Origin of the sequence: Ferruginibacter sp., assembly GCF_028288465.1 — a bacterium.
GTDB lineage: Bacteria > Bacteroidota > Bacteroidia > Chitinophagales > Chitinophagaceae > Ferruginibacter.
The window spans coordinates 302,827-322,189 of sequence record NZ_JAQBNR010000001.1 but is presented as its reverse complement, the minus strand read 5'-3'; the positions used below and the strand labels follow the sequence as shown (position 1 = coordinate 322,189).

Sequence of the window (19,363 nt, the reverse complement as noted above, 5' to 3'; positions counted from 1 at the left end):
TAGATGGCAGTGTGGCAGATGTAAAAAATCAATTTAAGCAAAACGTTTACCGGTTGGGTGCCAGCACGAATGCACATAATTTAATGACTTATATTTTTGAGGTAATTAAACACCAGCCAAACGAATTGTTATTGAAATTACTCCATGACTCCACTACCAATGAGGTGTTGAAATTTTTCATCAGCCAGGACATCCAGATCCATTCATTTAATGAAGTATTACCTACACTCAATGAGATTTTTATTCAGTTGGTAGAAGGTACACCCTATGCAAGACAGTTTGAAAAAATGAATTAATTTTTAAGTAGCATTTATCCAAAAAACATGAATAAGATCTGGCTCGTACTAAAAAGAGAATACATAACCCGGGTGCGCAATAAAACATTTTTATTGTCTACCTTTTTGCTGCCTATTGTAATGTTACTTTTTATTTTTGGCAGTGCTTTTTTTGCCATGTCATCTAAAGAAAAATTAAAAAAAATAGCGGTTATCAATGATCCCGGTACCTTCAGGGCCAACTTAAAAGGCGATTCCGCCAGTTTGATTTTTGATTTTAAAGACAATATTGACAGTACAAATTTTTCCACCAAAGGCTATGATGCTGTATTGAATTTAAACAATGATTCTGCATCACGAAAATTTGCTATCCATTCAAAAAAACAATTGGGTATAGATGCGCAGGGACTGATAGAATCCACGCTGGACAGGGCTTACGAAATTAACCAGTTACAGAAAAAGGGTATCCGCAAAGAAACGCTCGACAGTATAAGTAAGCAATCAAAGGGGGCATTTAAGGTAGAAAACCGGTTAACCACAGCACAGGGAAAATCGCAGGAAGTAAATGCTCAGCTTAACTATGGCGTTGGATTTGGAAGTGGCATTCTGATCTACATCACCATGTTTATTTTTGGCGCCATGGTAATGCGGGGTGTAATGGAAGAAAAAACGAACCGCATTGCAGAGGTTATTGTGAGCAGCGTAAAACCGTTTCAATTGATGATGGGGAAAATATTAGGTATTGCAGCGGTTGGACTTACACAGTTTTTTTTATGGATTGTTTTGATACTGGTTTTATCTACTGCCATTGGCGCATTTATTCCGCACGAGCTGGTGCAACAGGCTGGTGAGGTGAATAAGAATATACCTATGGGAGGTAGCAGCGCCATGGCCATGAAATTAATGGATGTTAAGCAAACTGCCAGCAATGTAAACTGGTCGATGATTATTACTTGTTTTATATTTTATTTTCTCGGAGGATACCTTTTTTACGCTTCGCTGTTTGCTGCTATCGGCAGTGTAATAAACGAAGATCCGCAGGAAGCACAATCGCTTATGTTGCCGATTACGATGCCCATTATTTTTGCCTTTATTATTATGACAAGCAATTTAAACACGCCCGACAGTACCATTATGGTATGGGCCAGTATGATACCGTTTACATCACCTATCGTTATGATGGCTCGTATACCGAGTGGAGTTCCGTGGCAGCAACTGGTTGTATCAATGGCATTACTGATTGCCGGCTTTTTATTTACTACCTGGCTGGCTGCTAAAATTTATAGAACAGGCATTTTAATGTATGGCAAAAAGGCAAGTTGGAAAGAAATGTTCAAATGGGCATTTAGAAAATCATGAGGCGGGGGCTTCTTACTGCTCATCACCAAAAAGACTTTTATAAATTTCAGCTTTTGTAAAAGCATACAACAAACCTGCTATTAAGAAAAAGATACAAATTAAACTGCCAGCTATAAAGCCGCCAATACCCAGCAATACAGAAGAAGTTTTGGACATTGCAAATGGCTCGGTTGGTTTATCCAATACTGAAATGATTGGAGTGGCTTTTTGTAAACGCCAGGTGGCCTCCTCCCTGTTGGTTACAGACTGGTCACGCTGCCGTACAATCCTGCTTTTTTCCATTGACAAATTTTCTTTAGGCAAATCATATTCCAACCTGTCTGTTGGAGTAAAGAAAGTAGTGTTCTGCATCGCTATTGCCTTCTTATCTACCCTGCCTAAAATTCCTTCCAGCGAATCTATTTTCTTCACGGTAAAATTATAATCTGCAAGTGCTTTGGAAGTTTTAAGATCAATATAAAACTGCGACAGTTTATCTATCAGCACGTTTGTTATCGGAGTGATCAATGGTTTGTTGGCGTTGCTAAAATATATTTCCAGTACTTCAGTCTTACTCATCTTTGCGGTAAGGTAGTCGTTTAAAATTTCCGCTCCCACAGAAGCCAATGCAATGGTGTCGTCCGGCATTTTTAGTTTCTTCTGCCAAAAAAAACTGTGGTCATTTATATCTTGTATCAACAATTCGGCTATTGTTTTATTACCAAATTGAGGCAATCGTGTTGCCGCGACCTTTTGTCTTACATTGCGACTCATGGTAAGTTCCACGATATTAATGGCAGCTTCGCTGCTAAAGCTTTTTGAAGTACCTTCAATACCTAAAATTCCACTTAATGCGCTTGTTGAAAGCGTATTTTCAGATTGATTTGTCAATGGAAAAATAGTTGCTTTTGCGGTATAGACAACCCTGTTGTGGCGTCCGTAAAAAAATAACAAAAGTGCAAATGCAACACCAACCCCTGCAATGAGAAGCTTGTATTTTCCCAGCTTATAAAAAATGCTTCTTAACAGTACTGTGCTTGTCAATTTTTTTTATTTAATCTTAAAAATCAGGTAAGTAATAATTAAAGGTATAGCTGTTGTAAGTGCTGTCGCCATAGCATTGGAAAAGTCCTTATTTTCCGGACGCGGTGGTACAGTAATAGTAGATCCCTCTTCTACTCTTGGATAAATATGAAAAAAGAAAATATTTTTCGTGCGCATGCTTTTTCCATTGGCGTAGGTTACATACACTCTTTTGCGCCATGGCCTGATACCGAAGCCACCTGCCCTGTCGATATAGTAACTGAGGTTGGTGTGTTCTTTATCAAAAGTAATTTTTAATGGCGATTGCACTTTTCCGCGAACGGTTATAAATGGATTTACTTCCGGAATATATATAACATCATTTTCCTGCAGTATAATATCGTGTACAGAATTAGGTGACTTTATGGCTTTGTATAAATCTATACTAACCGGCTCTTCAAGATTTGCTAATGTACTGTCTTTAATAATATTCCCCAGCGAGTCCCTCTTTGGTTGATACACGATCTTTTCTCTTAAAAAATCGGTTTTTTTCCTAAACAAAATGGCACCGCCAATATTAGCATTTTCTAAAACTCCGCCAGCCCTTTGAATATAGGAAGACAGTCTTTCATATTTATCAAGTCTGGAATAAGCCCCTGCATATTTTACAAGTCCCAGAATTTGTACATTTTGCTGCAGTTCGAAAGTTGGATTTTTTCTTACAAATACCTGGTCATAGGGTTTTAAAATAATATGGGCTGCCACAGAATCCAAGATCAAATTAGGTTGAATGGAAAAAGACTTGATGATGTTGCGGGTAGGTTTCAGCCCTTTTTTTGCAGAATCAATATCTACGATACTGGAAATTTCCAGTCGTCCAAATTCAGCGGATTGCTTTAAACCACCGGATAAATAAAGCAGGTCCTGCAAGGTCATGCCGCCGTATTTCCTGACATGCCCTTCTTTTCTAACTTCTCCGAAAATGTCAACAAATTCCTGGTCACCAAACTCATTACTTGAAAACAATTGAATTATATCGTTTGGCATCAATAATACATTACTGCGGCTTGATGCGGAATTATTGTTCTGTAAATCATTCAAATCAACTTCCAGCTTATCTGATTTGATAGCGGTTGAATCACCGGCTCCGCGAAATATATAGGCCCGGGCCAGGTAGGTGTTCCTGGTAATTCCACCCGCCCGGTTAATCACATCAAACAGGCGGTCGTTTTTCCTTAGCTCATAAATACCGGGATATTTTACCGGTCCTTTCACTTCCAGTTTATTTACCAGACCGGGCTTCACCAAATCTGCTCTTACAATATCCCCGTCTTCCAGTTTATAGTCAGTATCGGGAATTTTTATAATACTGGTCGCATTCACATCATGAATCACCTGGTCTTCATTTTCTGTTCGGATAACTTTTACCGCAGAAGTTAACGCTTCGGATGTAAAACCGCCTGAAAATTTAATCAGTGCTTTTATGCCTTCATCCTTTTTAAGCTGGTAGTACATTGGCCTTTTGAACTGTCCGGTTGCCAATACTTTTATTACTTCATTACCCACAAATACAAAATCATTGTTTTGCAAATAAATCCGGCTGCCCATCTCGCCGGTTGCCAGATATTTGTACACGTCGATGGTTTCTATCACCTTTCCGTTACGTTTAACCTGTATATCTCTTAAACTGCCAAAATCTGTGATACCACCAGCCAACCCAATTACATTATATGCATTTGAAAACGCTGAAACTGTTACAGGGCCGGGATTTTCAACTTCCCCGCCAACATTCACATTAATGGTTCTGGGCTGTCCCAAGGTTACTTGTATATTAGTATTGGCCGGTACAACACTCTTAAATCTTGCATAAATTAATGAGCGGGCCATTTCAAAAGTTAATCCCTGGACTGATATTTTACCCAGGCTGTTGGGAAAAATAGCTCCATCCCGAGCCACAATATAGTCTTCCTGGTATTCGCCCCCACCCCACAAGGCTACAACAATATGGTCGCCCACTCCAATTGGATAATCCAGCGGAGGTGTAGATAACTCACCGATGTCGTACATAGATGAATTTTTAAAAACATTTGCGCCGTAAGTATTTAAGGCATTATAGGATGCGTTCTTTACATTGTCATTTAAGGTGCTATCTTTATCTACCACCTTGTTGTCAAATTTCTTGGCCGCAGCCGAAGCGCTTTCCCTGCTTCGGTCAGTACCCTTTCTGCTTGGTTGATTATTATCCTTAAAATAATTTTCAAAGCCCGATTTGGTTAATTGTGTGGGATCAACATTGGGCAATAATTCCTGCAGGTTCTGTGGAGTGGGTTCTATCGTTTGTCCGCAGACAGTTAAAGAAATAAAGGTTACACCAAATAACACCGTAGCAAACTTCTTCACAAAAAACTTAAAAATACACTCCATTTTGGATGGGTTAATGAACAATAATTTTGAAACTAAGCAAATATAATAATTTATTTCAGTGGATGCCGTAATGCCAATTCAAACTCACTCCATAGCTCATTCACTATATCAGCAGCGGGTTGAACGCTTTTAATCAGGGCACTCACCTGTCCTATTTCGAGCTCGCCATTTTCAAGATCGCCCTCAAACATTCCTTTCTTAGCTCTACCCTTTCCTAATAATTTTTGTAATATGTCAACAGAAACGCCATTCAGTTCTGCTTGTTGTACCTCATCAAAAAATTTATTTTTCATCAGCCTCACTGGCGTTAGCTGTTTCAGTGAAAGTTGGGTCCCGCCTTCAACAGAATGAATGACAGCCTGTTTAAAATTATCATGCGCTGATGCCTCATTGCTGGCAACAAACCGGCTTCCGGCCTGGATGCCTTCGGCACCCAATACCATTGCGGCCAGCATCTGCCTTCCTGTTGCAATGCCGCCGGCGGCAATTACAGGAATAGTGACAGCACTACAAACTGCCGGAACAAGTACCAGCGTAGTTGTTTCCTCCCGTCCATTGTGACCACCGGCTTCAAAACCTTCAGCTACAACAGCATCGCAGCCAGCCTGCTGTGCTTTTAGTGCAAACTTACTGCTGCTGACTACATGCACTACTTTTATACCTGCCTGTTTTAAAACAGCAGTCCAGGTAGCGGGATTACCGGCAGAGGTAAAAACAACCGGTACTTGTTCATCTACAATTATTTTGATGTGCTGATCAATATCGGGGTACAGGAGCGGTACATTTACGCCGAAAGGTTTGCTGGTGGCTGCCCTGCATTTTTGAATATGCTCTTTCAATACTTCCGGACGCATACTGCCGCTGCCGATTAAGCCAAGCGCCCCGGCATTGCTTACCGCACCCGCCAGACGCCAGCCACTAGCCCAAACCATTCCCGCCTGGATGATGGGATAATCAATACCAAAAAGATGAGTAATTCTGTTGGTGAAAGATGGCATTCGTTTGGTGCTTTTTATCAACTTCCTTCAATTCAAAATGCCTGTATAGCTTGCTGCATTATCCAAGATCTATATCTGTGTTATCGCCAATGTTAAGTGATCTCGTTTCGCCTTTTATACCCGTATCGCTGCCAATTAATGAATCATCCAGCACCACATCATACAATTTTGAAAACGATCCTATAATAGAATCTTTTACAATTGTATAATTTAACAACGTACTATCGCCGATGGTAACATTGGGACCAATAACCGAGTTTTTTATATCACATCCTTCGCCAATACTAACCGGCGGGATGATAATTGTATTTTCATACCTGTCCAGCTCAGGGATTTTGCCGCCAAACTTTTTCAGTAAAGTGGCGTTAGATTCCAGTATCGTTTCCTTCTTACCACAATCAAACCAATTTTGTACTTTGAACGATTTGAAGGTTGAACCACTCTGTATCATGCATTCCAGCGCATCTGTAAGGCTCAGGTCATTGCGTGCAATGTCTTTCTTTTCAATTATTTTTTTGAGGCAAGTAAATAACAAATCAGTCTCCATTATTTTATAAATGCCTACCAGCGCCATATTGCTTTTTGGTATCGCCGGCTTTTCTACCACGCGGCTTATAAAGCCGTCTTCTTCAATTTCTGCCACGCCAAAATTGCGGGGATCGTCTACTTTTTTTACACCCAGCATAGAGTAGGGTGAGCTGAGCATTTGTTTGATATCATATTCCGCAATCGTATCTCCCAGTACTATAAATACTTCCTCGCTGCCAATAATCTCCTTAGCAAGATCAATCGCATGACCTGTACCGTACCGTTCATTCTGGTAAACAAAATGGCAATTAAGGTGGGGATATTTTGCCTTTACATAATCCTGTATTTTTTCGCCCAGGTAACCCACGATAAATATAAAATCATTTATCCCGGCTTCGTGCAATTGATCAACTATGATACTTAAAATAGTTTTACCTGCTAAGGGTATCAACGCCTTGGGCTGTGTGTAAGTATGTGGACGCAATTTTGTGCCTGCGCCGGCAACCGGGATAATAGCCTTCATTGTAAAACCTTACACCTGCTAAGTGCTACATTTTTATTGGTAATTATGATGTTGCTTATTTTAAACAGGTTGTGAAAGTAGTGAATTTTGTGTAAACGCTACACCATAAAAAATGTCATTATTTTTACTACCTCCGTTAAAGTTAATGCGGGTTTGTATATTTGCACCTTAAAAATTACGCATGCAAAAAGATACATTGGTTTTTGATTTAATAAGGCAGGAAATGAACCGCCAGCGGCACGGAATTGAACTGATAGCTTCGGAAAATTTTACTTCTTTACAGGTGATGCAGGCGTCAGGCTGTGTAATGACCAATAAATATGCGGAAGGCTACCCTGGCCGCAGGTATTATGCGGGCTGCGAAATTGTTGACCAAACAGAACAACTGGCTATCGACCGTCTGAAGCAGATCTTTAACTGCGATTATGCCAATGTACAACCGCACAGTGGCGCACAGGCCAATGCTGCGGTAGCCCTGGCTGTATTGCAACCGGGTGATATTATATTAGGGCTGGATTTAAGCATGGGCGGCCATCTTACCCATGGCTCTCCGGTAAACTATTCCGGTAAATTGTATGAAGCCCATTTTTATGGTGTGGTAAAAGAAACCGGTTTAATTGACTATGATACACTGGAAGAAAAAACAAGAACATTAAAACCGAAATTGATTTTTTGCGGCGCCTCCGCCTACAGCCGCGACTGGGATTATGCCCGCATAAGGAAAGTGGCGGATGAAGTAGGTGCTTTTGTACAATGCGATATGGCACATCCGGCCGGTTTAATTGCCAAAGGATTATTAAATTCCCCTTTTGAACATTGTCATTTCGTTACTTCTACCACACATAAAACATTGCGTGGCCCAAGGGGCGGCATTATTTTAATGAAAAAAGATTTTGAAAATCCTTTTGGTTTAAAAGATGTAAAAGGCAATACCCGCCTGATGAGTAACCTCATGGACATGGCTGTTTTCCCTGGAATACAGGGCGGACCATTACAACATATTATCGCTGCAAAAGCTGTGGCATTCGGCGAAATTTTAACGGATGAATTTACGGATTACGCTAAACAGGTAATTGTAAATGCACAGGCCATGGCAAAGGCCTTTGTTGAAAAAGGTTATGAATTAATCAGCAACGGTACCGACAATCATTTAATGCTGATTGACCTGCGCAACAAAAACATCAGCGGTAAAAAAGCAGAACAGGCGCTGGTAAAAGCAGATATTACGCTGAACAAAAACATGGTGCCCTTTGATGATAAAAGTGCATTTGTTACATCAGGTATCCGCGTAGGCACAGCCGCCATCACCACGCGTGGTATGAAGGAAGAGCACATGCAGTTTGTTGTAAATGCGCTGGACAATGTATTGATGAACGCAGACGATGAAAAAGTCATCAGCACCATCCGTGGTCAGGTGAATGAATTTATGGGACAGTTTATTTTATATCCTGAACTGGGATAGCATCAAAAAATTTATTTGTATGATACAGCGCATTCAATCCGTATGGCTTTTAATAGCATCCATTGTTACTTTTCTTACGTTAAAATTGTCTTTTTACAGCGGCACTTATCTGCCGGATAATTTATACCACCAGTTAAATGGTACGGAAAATTTTACATTAATGATACCGACCATCGGCTTGGGTGTGCTAACGCTGATCACGATCTTTTTATTTAAAAACAGGGTTACTCAATTATGGCTTTGCATAGCCGCCATTGCGCTAGATGTAATTTTGGTGATCCTATATTACATGGCAACCAAAAATTTTTCAAAAGGTGACTATGCCTTTACAGCGGTATTGCATGCAGTTATTATCGCTGCATTATTGCTTGCAGCAAGCGGCATTAATAAAGACGAGAAATTGATAAAAGACAGTAATAGGTTGAGGTGATGAACGCCACTTATTTAAAAAAGAGGCTGTCTCAAAGCATGAGCAGCCTCTTTTTCGTTAGATGATATCTAATAATTGTTCTAAGATTAAACATATCAGTTGCACTGAAAAGTATAAAAGCTAACTGCTTGGTTTTTATTTTTGATAAAGGCTCTTTTTTTAAAGCCAGCAATAATGCTTTAGCTATTTTCAGCCATGAAGTGACAATATTGATGCATTAATTTAGACGTACACCAAAGGATAATTATTGTTTGCAAAAACGTTCCCGGTATTCGTTGCAATTTGATGGGTTTTATTATATTTTATAAACGGATTCGGATATTAATTTTAGATAAATACCAATGAAAATACTGTTCGATCTTTTTGATCCTTTATTGTGGCTATTTATATTGGGACCTTATATACTGGTTCTCTTAACCATTTATATCATATTGAAAATGGTTAAGTAAATATTTAAAGAAAAATAGTTGCACGTTTAACTGAAAAAGCTCCTTTTTGAATATCACAAAACTGTGACTATAAAAACTTTCCCGTATAACTTTCCTTACATTTCTTCAAGTCAGCTGGCTTTCCTGCAAACACCAGGTTTCCTCCGGCATCGCCTGCTTCAGGGCCCAGGTCTATTACCCAGTCTGCAGACTTAATAACATCTGTATTGTGTTCAATCACCAGGATAGTATGGCCCTGTTCTATTAAGGCATTAAACGATGCAAGCAGTTTTTTAATATCATGAAAGTGAAGCCCCGTGGTAGGTTCATCAAAAATAAAAAAGATATGCCCTTGCGATTTTCCCTTGCCTAAAAAAGAAGCCAGCTTCACCCGCTGCGCCTCGCCGCCACTCAGCGTATTGCTGCTCTGGCCCAGTTTTACATAGCCTAAACCCACATCACTCAAAGGTTGTATTTTCTTTGCAACGTCGGCCTCTTCCTTAAAAAATACAATGGCGTCATCCACACTCATATCCAGCACTTCATAAATACTTTTTCCCTTGTAGGTTACTTCCAGCACTTCTTCCTTAAATCTTTTTCCACCACACACATCACAGGTTAAATGCACATCTGCCAAAAACTGCATTTCAACAATCTGTTCACCTTCACCTTTGCAGGCATCGCACCGGCCCCCATCTACGTTAAATGAAAAATGTTTTGGCAAAAATCCCCGCATTTTACTGAGCGGTTGTTTGCTGTACAATTCCCTTATTTCGTCGTATGCCTTAATGTAAGTAACCGGGTTGCTGCGGGATGATTTACCAATGGGGTTTTGGTCAACCATTTCAATTTGTGAGATGGCATCCAGATCACCCGTAACAGATTTATGTATTCCTGCTTTATCAACGCCTTCCCCTTTAATTTTTTGTAGCGCAGGATATAAAATTTGTTTTACCAATGTTGTTTTACCGCTGCCACTTACGCCACTCACCACACAAAAAACATTCAACGGAAATTCAACGTTGATGTTTTTAAGATTGTTTTGCCTGGCACCTTCTACCGTAATACTCTGGTTCCATTTACGCAAATGTTTGGGTGCATCAATGCTCAATTCTCCTTTAAGGTATTTACCGGTAAGACTGTTTTTATCTGCGATCAATTCCTTGTAATTGCCTGCTGCCACCACTTCTCCGCCCAGGTGACTTGCCAGCGGCCCCATATCAATAATATAATCGGCTTCCCGCATCATCATTTCATCATGTTCCACTACAACCACTGTATTCCCAAGATCACGCAATTCTTTTAACACCCTGATCAGTCTTTCGGTATCCCTGCTGTGCAAACCAATCGAAGGTTCATCAAGGATGTAGAGAGAGCTGGTTAAATTACTTCCTAAGCTTCTCGTCAATTGAATACGTTGGCTTTCGCCTCCGCTTAACGAATTGGCCAACCGGTTTAGCGTAAGGTAACCAAGGCCCACATCTGTCAATGTTTTAATCCGGTGATGTATTTCTATCAGAATTCTTTTGGCTACCTTTTCATCATAAGGACTAAGCTTTAAATTATCAAACCAAACCTGCAAATCTTTAACAGGCAATTCGCACAATTCACCAATGTGTTTGCTACCTACTTTTACATACAAAGCTTCTTTGCGTAAACGATATCCTTTGCAATCCGGGCAAAGTGTTTTACCACGATAGCGGCTTAACAAAACGCGGTACTGGACCTTATATAAATTTTGTTCTACTTCTTTAAAAAAATCGTTGATACCATTGGCGTAACTATTTCCTTCCCACAACAGGCGGTATTGCTCTTTTGTAAGATCTATAATGGGCGTATGAACAGGGAAATTAAAATTTTTGGCGGCTCTGATAAACTGATCTTTCCACATGCTCAATTTTTCTCCCTTCCAGGGTGCTACCGCTCCTTCATATACACTTAATTGTTTGTTGGGAATTACAAGGTCCGGATCAATACCCAGCACCAGTGAAAATCCTTCACAGGTGGGGCAGGCTCCAAACGGATTATTAAATGAGAATAAATTAGGAACAGGTTCTTCAAACTGTATTCCGTCCAGTTCAAATTTATTGCTGAAGTGTTTTATTTTTTTCCCATTTACTTCCAGCATCAGTGTCCCTTCGCCTTCATAAAATGCAATACCAACGGAGTCGCTGATGCGGTGCGTATCATCTTCATCAAATTCTTTAACAACCAGCCTGTCTATCAATAAGCAGGTTTGCGCTGGCAATTTCAAATTATTGTCTTCAAGCAAGTCTTCAATACGTTGTGCCTCAAAAGCCCCGCCAATGGCAGCATTCGGAATGGCTACTCTTGAAAAACCCTTCTGTATTAATATATTCAGTTCTTCTTTTATGTCTCGATTGGCATGCAGTTTAAATGGCACCAGCAATAGTACTTTATCTCCCTCTTTTAAACCAGCGATGGCTTTTACTACGTCCGTAACATCATCTTTTTTTACTTCCCTTCCGCTAACCGGCGAAATGGTTTTACCGGTTCTTGCAAATAACAACCGCAGGTAGTCATAAATTTCCGTCATGCTGCCAACGGTGCTCCTTGGCGTACGCGTAATTACTTTTTGCTCAATCGCAATGGCCGGGCATAAACCCTTGATATAATCCACATCGGGTTTGTTCATGCGTTGCATAAACTGCCTTGCGTAGGCGCTTAAACTTTCAGCATATCGCCGCTGTCCTTCAGCAAATAAAGTATCGATGGTTAATGAAGATTTGCCCGATCCGGACACACCCGTAACCACTACCAGTTGGTTGCGTGGTATCGTTACCGTTACGTTCTTCAGATTGTGTACCCTGGCGCCTTTTATAAAAATACCGTCAGTATTATTTGCGGGATTAAGAGGCTTTTTTTTATTGATAGATTTCGTTGTAGTCATATATAGAAATGCAAAAATAAGCCGTTCTTTTTTGCTGTAGTGATATTGTGAAAGTATTGCCAAAATCCATCCAGCAATATTTACCGTACATGAATTATATTATTTTTATTAAACAATATTTCAAAAAAAAATTTTAAGAAATATTTGGCAATTCAAAATTTATTCATACTTTCACATTCCAATATCCAATAAAGTGAAAAGCCAAGAACGCCTATCTAAGAACTTCTACGCTCACCCCATCTTATTGGTTTCCAAACAAAAGTCCTAAACCAACAAAAACTGTAGAAGTTTATGAAATGCCTTATCAATTTAACCGACCAGCAGTTAGTACATCTTTACATGGATGGAGACACTGACGCTCTTTCAACACTTGTAACACGTTACAAGGACCGAATTTACACTTCAATTTATTTGCTTGTAAAAGACAAGTACCTGGCAGAAGATCTGTTCCAGGATGTGTTTATCCGTATCATCGATACGCTGAAAGGCGGACGATATACTGAGGAAGGAAAGTTTTTGCCATGGGCACTGCGCATTGCACACAACCTTTGCGTAGATCATTTCAGAAAAGTAAAACGCAGCCCGAGTATCAAAACAAGTGACGATCGCGACATTTTTGAAGTGCTTAATTTCTCTGAACCAAGTGCAGAACATCGTATGATGCAAAGCCAAAGTCACGACAGGGTTCGCAGAATGATTGATATGCTGCCTGAAGATCAGCGTGAAGTAATCATCATGCGCCACTATGCAGACCTGAGCTTTAAGGAAATTGCAGATCTTACCAAATGCAGCATCAACACAGCTCTAGGCCGTATGCGCTATGGTTTAATTAACATGCGCAAAATGATGGCAGAAAAACAAATTGCTTTATAAAGTTAATAAGTAACCCCCTTCAAAAGTAAAACCCTTCAAAATTGAAGGGTTTTACTTTTATACACAGTTCCAGCATGTTAAAGTTGCTTTTTATATATACCCAATACTTTGTCGAGATGGGCTGCAAATTCTTTTGCTCCTTTTGTCGGATCATAGCCATAACCGCCTGGCACCAATAATTTGCCTTCGCTGTCTACAAACACATAATTGGGCTGGCCGCTGGCCTGTATCAATTGTTGTTGTAAATCTTCATTTCTATCTCCTACCGTTACCACCTGCCCGTTTAATACTTTGGAAAAAAACTTTTCATTGTCGGGCAATTCCTCGTCATCATAGTCGCTGAATAAAGACACTACAACAAAATCATTTTTCATTTTACTGATCACTTCTTTATCCGGCCAGATAGATGCTTCAAACTTCCGGCAATTGACGCATTGGATACCCGTAAAATCAATCATCACCGGCTTGTGCAGCAATTTGGACGCAGCAAGTGCCTCATTGTAATCGTAATAAATGGTCAGGTTATTTTGTTTGGCTGCCAGCGGCTCATAATTGCTTAGACGTTTTACATATTTTACAGGCGGCAGCGCCGCTGAAGCAGGCTGACCATTATCAATAGTTAAGGCTGGTTTTTCCGTTTGATTGTACAAAATAAAATCCTGGGTACCCATTGCGGGAACAAAGGCAGAAACTGCATTTAAAGGAGCGCCCCACAAACCCGGAATTAAATAAACAGAAAATGCAAGCGAAGCTATGGCCAGCATCAGCCTTGGTATAGGAACGTATTGTAACCCCCAATCATTCTTGGGCAATTCACTATCATGCTTAAAAGTCAGTATACCCAACAGGTAAAAACCCAGCAGGGAGAAAATTACCACCCATAATACAATAAATACTTCCCTGTCTAAGATGCGCAGGTTTTTTGCCACATCTACGTTGCTTAAAAACTTAAGAGCAAAAGCAAGCTCTACAAAGCCCAGTGTTACTTTCAAAGCATTTTGCCAGCCACCGCTTTTGGTTAATACGGTCAACAGCTTAGGAAAAAAAGCAAAAATGATAAATGGAAATGCCAGACCAAACCCAAAACCAAACATGCCACTGACCGGGCCCAAATTGCCCGCTTTACCGCCCGCCAATCCTAAGATGGAGGCCACAAAATTACCCGTGCAGCTGAACGAAACAACCACCAAAGTAAAAGCCATAAAGAAAATGCCCGGATAACTGTTGGAATTACTTTTGCTATCCAGTTTATTGGCCCAGGAAGACGGAAGATTGATATCGAAAGCACCTAAAAAAGATAATCCAAAAACAAGGAACATCAAAAATAAAAACAGGTTGAATATCCAATGAGTAGATAAATTATTCCAGAATGTTTTTGGTACCACCGAAGCCAACGCACCGATGGCAGAATAAATAAGGATGATAGATACCGCATAAAATAATACATTCTTTCTTCCCTGCAAAGGCGTTTTGCTTCTTTTTAAAAACAGACTAACTGTAACAGGTACCAGCGCATAAACGCATGGCGTTATAAAAGCCAGCAGCCCGGCTCCCATACCCAGCATCAGCAATATTATCCACGATTTGCTGGCAAATCCTTCATCTGCCACCACCGCAGTTTTTACGGCAGAAGTGTTTTCTTTATATTCAAACTGCATGGAAACCATTTGATCGGCGGATTCCACGCTTTCGCCCTTTTCATAATAATAATTAATGTTAGCTTTTATGCGGATACTGTCTCCTGAATTTAATTTTACTTTCTGTAACCATTCTACCGAATCGGTATAAAAATGAATGGCAGCATTATTTAACGCCGCATCATTTTTCGTTTGCATATTTCCTTTCTCAACAATACTGTCGGCTAAATAGTTTTGAATAGTTGAATCAAACTGAATAGCAGTATTTACAGGTAAATCAGCAGAAATTTTCTTAATTGAAAACAATTTTATGCCAGGGGATGGCTTAGCTTTAATATGCAAAATAAATTCTCCTTTGCCTTTCTCTTCCTTGCTAAAACTAAACTGCACAGGTTGTTGGTCCTGTGCAGTAATGGCGAGTAATATAAAAAAACTCAATCCCGATAATACGATATGTTTTATCATTTTAAAATTGTAACTGCTAGTTTAATGCGATATTGAAATTTTCGGTAGTAGGCGGCATACAGGTTCTGTCATTGCAAATCATCGACTCAACAGTTCCGCTAACATTGGTTTTGATCTTTCCCTTTACCGTAACCGTTTTAACAAAATCAACCTTACCTTCAAAATACTTCACATCTACTTTAAAATTTTTATCAAAGTAAGATACCAGCTTGCCTACTTCCTTCGGCTTTGCAGCTGCAACAGTAACCAGCCCGTTATTGGTAAATTTAAATTCTGTGGGTATCGGGCCGCCTTCCGGAGTTGTTTGAGAGTAAACATGCCAGCCTGAAGGTGGTGTTGCTGTCATGTGTAATTCGTACCGGTTATCAGCCAGTTTTTTTGCTGTGAAGCTCCAGCTTATTTTTTGCTGTGCCGTTGCCACGTTTAATAATAAGGTTAATAAAATACCGGTTACTATTTTTTTCATTTTTGTTATCTTTTAAGTGGAAGTACAACAAAGTAACGGCCAATTAGTTTTTAAAGATGTTAAACACTGTTAAACAGTTGGGTTAAGCAGCTGTTAATTAATTCCAAATAAGTGAGCGAATATTTTTTTGCCATCTTCATTACCTAATACATTGCTGCAGGCCCGCTCTGGGTGAGGCATCATGCCAAATACATTTCTTTCCCTGTTACAGATTCCTGCAATGTTATGGATAGCTCCATTGGGATTGGCTTCACTGTTAACAGTACATTTATCATCACAATAGCGGTAAATAATCTGGCGATGCATTTCCAGCTCTTCAAGTGTTTTATCATCCGCAAAATACCTGCCTTCACCATGCGCCACGGGAATTTTAAGCGCTTCACAGGTTTCAGATGCCGCTTCTTTTATAAAAACATTTTTACAAACAAATTGCTGGTGACTGTTTCGTAGCAGTATGCCTGGTAATAAACCGCTTTCGCACAAAATTTGAAACCCATTGCATATACCAAGCACCTTACCACCTTTATTGGCGAATTCAATCACACTTTGCATCATCGGGCTAAATTTGGCGATGGCGCCACAACGCAGGTAATCACCATAACTAAAACCGCCCGGCAACACAATGCAATCATCAGTAGTAAACATGCTAAGGTCTTTATCCTTGTGCCAAAGCTCCACTACTTCCTGTTTAAGGTCGGTTTTTAGAGCTTCTATCATGTCTCTATCGCAATTACTGCCGGGAAAAACTACTACGCCAAATTTCATACTAGTGTTTGTGTTTAATTTTTATTGAGAAAGCTTTGCCTTGATTTTATTGTAAATCAGGAGCAAAAATACAATTACATTTTAATTATTGTTCGAAGTAGCTGAACGCAATTACAAAACCTACCATCAGCCAGTGCAATAGCAACGGAAACCATTTTTTTTGAGGATACAGAAAAGCGCTTCCCACAAAGGCTGATAGTGGTACAGCACACAATATCCAATACTCAAAACTATGAGCGGTGTTTATAAAGGGAATAAATATAGCTACGATCAAATACAAAAATACCAGCGTCCAGCTTTTACGGGTTTGCACAAGCTGGCGCCTGAAATTTTGTTGTACGTAGAATATTCCGATTACGGTAGCAAACAGTACTATAATCATGGCTGCGGAAGCCCAGTAAGATTTGTAAAAAACAGGCAGACTTACAGAAAAGCCGGGCAGCTTATATCCTTTCCATTTATCTGCCAAAAAAACGTAGGATAACAAAAAATAATAAGGAGTAATAATACCCAGCAATGCAATCAGCCACTCTGCCAATTTAAAGGGGCGTGTTAAGGTAAGACCGACAATAATTAAAATAGCAAATGCGATAGAGGGAAAGTAAAAAAAAGTAGAAATTCCTATAATAATACCGATGTTAAACAGGGCCGACCTTGCATTTTTGTTATTGTACAGCCCGCTCATACTAGCCCAAACCCATATCAGCAGCGTATTAACAATAAGCGGTGCAGATAGTACATTCCATTCTTTAAAGAGTGAAGTTATCAGCAGGTAGGCCATTCCAGCCAGGTAATTTGGCTTTTGCATTAAACGCTGGTCGTTAGCCAGTTTATTGAAAGTTATGGCCTGCGTGTACAAAAAAATAAAGCTGATAAAAGAATATATTACCGGCACATTTCTTCCTAACGGTGCAAGCTGGGCCAGCAGTGTCTTAAATAGAAAACCATCCGTTTGTTGGGGAATTGGTATGGTGGGATGCAAAAAAACAGGCAACTTCAGCAGCAGCCCGTATACCAGCAGCAAAAATGTATTGTAAGGATTGTTGGCCTTGAATGTGCCTGTCACGTAAGGATCTGTTTTATGCACTGCAAAAGTGCACATTAATTGTGGCTTTAAAAAATCATTCCAAAACTAATGGCAGTGCCTAAAAATCAATTTTGGCAAAACATATCTGCTGGCGGTAAGAACAAGGCACAATCATTTGCCGGGCGCCGGTTTGTTTGGCATACCGTATCATAAATTCATAACCTTTGTCATAACTTTTCAGGCTGGGATTCCTGGTTAAAGTACCGTCACCGGCTATAACATTGTCAATCAGTAACGGGTTTCTTTTATCTGAATTATTGAATAAGAAATGAATTCCTGCGCCGGTATTAAAAGTAGCGTAAGACAAATAATTATCCGTTATATCTGCAAATTGTTCTTTATGAATGATATTACTCCATTCGGTTACCCCTTTGTTATCTATGCTTTGCACTAAAATATTATAATAATAATACCGGTTATTGTAATAATTATTAAAACTATTATACGGCCTGTAATAACCACCATAATATGGGCTGTAAAAATTGTAATAATAAGGATTGGAGAAGGGAGAGTTATAGAGGTAGTCCCACCGGTTCCACTGATTGTTACCCGTACTTTGGGCCGAAAAATCTTCAGCTACCAACAAATATCCACCATCTTTTTTTAAGATGAGGTTGCGGATAAAAAAGTCGTTAAAGGCATATTTCAACCCGCCTTTTTCTTTGGCGATACTCCGCACACTATCCGGCAGCGGATTAAAAACACTTGTATAGATACTATCCCCTTTTATATCCCAAACAGAAGCATAAATGCCAGTTATATTACCACGACGTTCTCCATAATAAAATGAGCTGAGCACGTACCTTTTATTGACATTATCCACTTTAATTTTCACTTCGTCTATATACGTTTTATTCAACGGCAGCACCCGGTAAGTAAACGTGTCCTGCATCGCAGGTTTGGTAACCAGATCGAGTGTACCAATATCATCCCTGGCACTCGACTTAATTGATTTTGCAAATACAAAAGTTCCATCGTTGTCTACAAAAAAATCGCTCAGGACATCCTTTCTTTCATTGTAGTCCATTATCTGGCGGCTTTTATGTATGGGCTGCAGTTGATTGTCATATAACAACGTTGCAAAATTAAAGCGGTCGTCTTTTTTCTGTATTTTGAAAACCATTATTTTTTGCTTGTCTTCACTGGCTACCACGTTGTAAATTTTATTGTCGCCAAATACACCTACCTGCGTGGTATCCAGTAAAACAGGCTCATTTAATTTTTTGACATTGCCGTCAATTTTAGCAGCCATACAATATACCACCCCCCTTTTTTGGTATTGGTATATCAGGTAAAAAAAATCAGGATACACAACAAAGTCAACATTAAATGCTTTGGAAGGAATAAAGTCAAGGTCCACCTTTTCCTTTAGTTCCATATCGCCCTGGTAAACAGAAATCGCATACCTTGAACTCACATTTTTGAATACAAGTATATTTCCGCTTACTTTACCTACAATTTCAAAATCCATGTCGCGGCTATTCTCTTTTAACACATCCGAGTAAGAAATTTTTTGCGCCTGCGAAAACAGGGGCAATAAAAACAACATGGCAATAAACGAGACTCTTCCTTTCATGGTAATGCGGCAATTTTATAATTTAAAATTAAGCTATAATCTTTTAATAATTTGTAAACAAGATGGTGGAACTTTTGTTTTTACATAATTATAACCAGTGTTTTATTTATGTTAAAAATTTACCCGCGGTATAAGTATGCTCATTCACCTGCGC

15 protein-coding genes are annotated in these 19,363 nt (G+C 39.6%); 5 read left to right on the top strand and 10 right to left on the bottom strand.

Annotated features, from left to right (window positions below; all coding sequences use genetic code 11):
• Positions 1–296: DUF4162 domain-containing protein (locus JWR61_RS01325; protein ID WP_301926069.1), on the top strand; the 296-nt coding region annotated here is incomplete at its 5' end.
• A 27-nt stretch (positions 297–323) separates the two neighbouring features.
• Complete coding sequence (locus JWR61_RS01320) at positions 324–1,634, top strand: ABC transporter permease (protein WP_301926068.1); 1,311 nt, start codon at positions 324–326, stop codon at positions 1,632–1,634.
• Positions 1,635–1,646: 12 nt separating this feature from the next.
• Here the strand turns inward: JWR61_RS01320 and JWR61_RS01315 are convergent, their stop codons facing one another.
• The 4 genes from JWR61_RS01315 to JWR61_RS01300 are packed head-to-tail and all read right to left on the bottom strand — an operon-like array spanning position 1,647 to position 7,109.
• Entirely contained in the window at positions 1,647–2,657 is a 1,011-nt protein-coding gene (locus JWR61_RS01315) for a hypothetical protein (RefSeq protein ID WP_290339152.1), read from the bottom strand.
• 6 nt (positions 2,658–2,663) lie between these two features.
• Entirely contained in the window at positions 2,664–5,060 is a 2,397-nt protein-coding gene (locus tag JWR61_RS01310; RefSeq protein WP_301926067.1) for an SLBB domain-containing protein, read from the bottom strand.
• A 50-nt stretch (positions 5,061–5,110) separates the two neighbouring features.
• Positions 5,111–6,058, bottom strand: coding sequence for a nitronate monooxygenase family protein (locus JWR61_RS01305; RefSeq protein ID WP_301926066.1), 948 nt, complete (start codon positions 6,056–6,058; stop codon positions 5,111–5,113).
• A gap of 58 nt (positions 6,059–6,116) precedes the next feature.
• Positions 6,117–7,109, bottom strand: a complete 993-nt coding sequence (locus JWR61_RS01300) for a sugar phosphate nucleotidyltransferase (protein ID WP_290339149.1) — start codon at positions 7,107–7,109, stop codon at positions 6,117–6,119.
• A gap of 181 nt (positions 7,110–7,290) precedes the next feature.
• Here JWR61_RS01300 and glyA point away from each other — a divergent pair, with 181 nt between their 5' ends.
• Both glyA and JWR61_RS01290 read left to right on the top strand, forming a co-directional pair.
• Positions 7,291–8,571 carry a serine hydroxymethyltransferase gene (glyA, locus tag JWR61_RS01295; protein ID WP_301926065.1) on the top strand — a complete coding sequence of 427 codons (1,281 nt, stop codon included), beginning with the start codon at positions 7,291–7,293 and terminating at the stop codon, positions 8,569–8,571.
• A gap of 19 nt (positions 8,572–8,590) precedes the next feature.
• Positions 8,591–9,001, top strand: a complete 411-nt coding sequence (locus tag JWR61_RS01290) for a DUF4293 domain-containing protein (RefSeq protein ID WP_290339147.1) — start codon at positions 8,591–8,593, stop codon at positions 8,999–9,001.
• Positions 9,002–9,517: 516 nt separating this feature from the next.
• On the opposite strand, the gene uvrA is transcribed toward JWR61_RS01290, so the two are convergent.
• Positions 9,518–12,340 carry an excinuclease ABC subunit UvrA gene (gene uvrA, locus JWR61_RS01285; protein ID WP_301926064.1) on the bottom strand — a complete coding sequence of 941 codons (2,823 nt, stop codon included), beginning with the start codon at positions 12,338–12,340 and terminating at the stop codon, positions 9,518–9,520.
• A gap of 291 nt (positions 12,341–12,631) precedes the next feature.
• Between uvrA and JWR61_RS01280 the strand changes: the two genes are divergently transcribed.
• The gene (locus JWR61_RS01280) at positions 12,632–13,213 is read left to right on the top strand and encodes an RNA polymerase sigma factor (protein ID WP_290339145.1); all 582 of its coding nucleotides are present in this window, start codon (positions 12,632–12,634) and stop codon (positions 13,211–13,213) included.
• Positions 13,214–13,290: 77 nt separating this feature from the next.
• Here JWR61_RS01280 and JWR61_RS01275 read toward each other — a convergent pair whose 3' ends face one another.
• The 5 genes from JWR61_RS01275 to JWR61_RS01255 form a co-directional block, all read right to left on the bottom strand.
• The gene (locus JWR61_RS01275) at positions 13,291–15,315 is read right to left on the bottom strand and encodes a protein-disulfide reductase DsbD (protein ID WP_301926063.1); all 2,025 of its coding nucleotides are present in this window, start codon (positions 15,313–15,315) and stop codon (positions 13,291–13,293) included.
• A 16-nt stretch (positions 15,316–15,331) separates the two neighbouring features.
• Positions 15,332–15,781: a protein-disulfide reductase DsbD domain-containing protein gene (locus tag JWR61_RS01270; protein WP_301926062.1), complete on the bottom strand. Its 450-nt coding sequence runs from the start codon at positions 15,779–15,781 to the stop codon at positions 15,332–15,334.
• A gap of 93 nt (positions 15,782–15,874) precedes the next feature.
• The gene (gene purQ / locus JWR61_RS01265; RefSeq protein WP_290339141.1) at positions 15,875–16,546 is read right to left on the bottom strand and encodes a phosphoribosylformylglycinamidine synthase subunit PurQ; all 672 of its coding nucleotides are present in this window, start codon (positions 16,544–16,546) and stop codon (positions 15,875–15,877) included.
• Positions 16,547–16,631: 85 nt separating this feature from the next.
• Positions 16,632–17,612 (bottom strand): DUF6427 family protein, encoded by a 981-nt coding sequence (locus tag JWR61_RS01260; protein WP_301926061.1) that lies wholly within the window; start codon positions 17,610–17,612, stop codon positions 16,632–16,634.
• A 79-nt stretch (positions 17,613–17,691) separates the two neighbouring features.
• Entirely contained in the window at positions 17,692–19,209 is a 1,518-nt protein-coding gene (locus tag JWR61_RS01255; RefSeq protein WP_301926060.1) for a hypothetical protein, read from the bottom strand.
• Positions 19,210–19,363 lie beyond the last annotated feature (154 nt).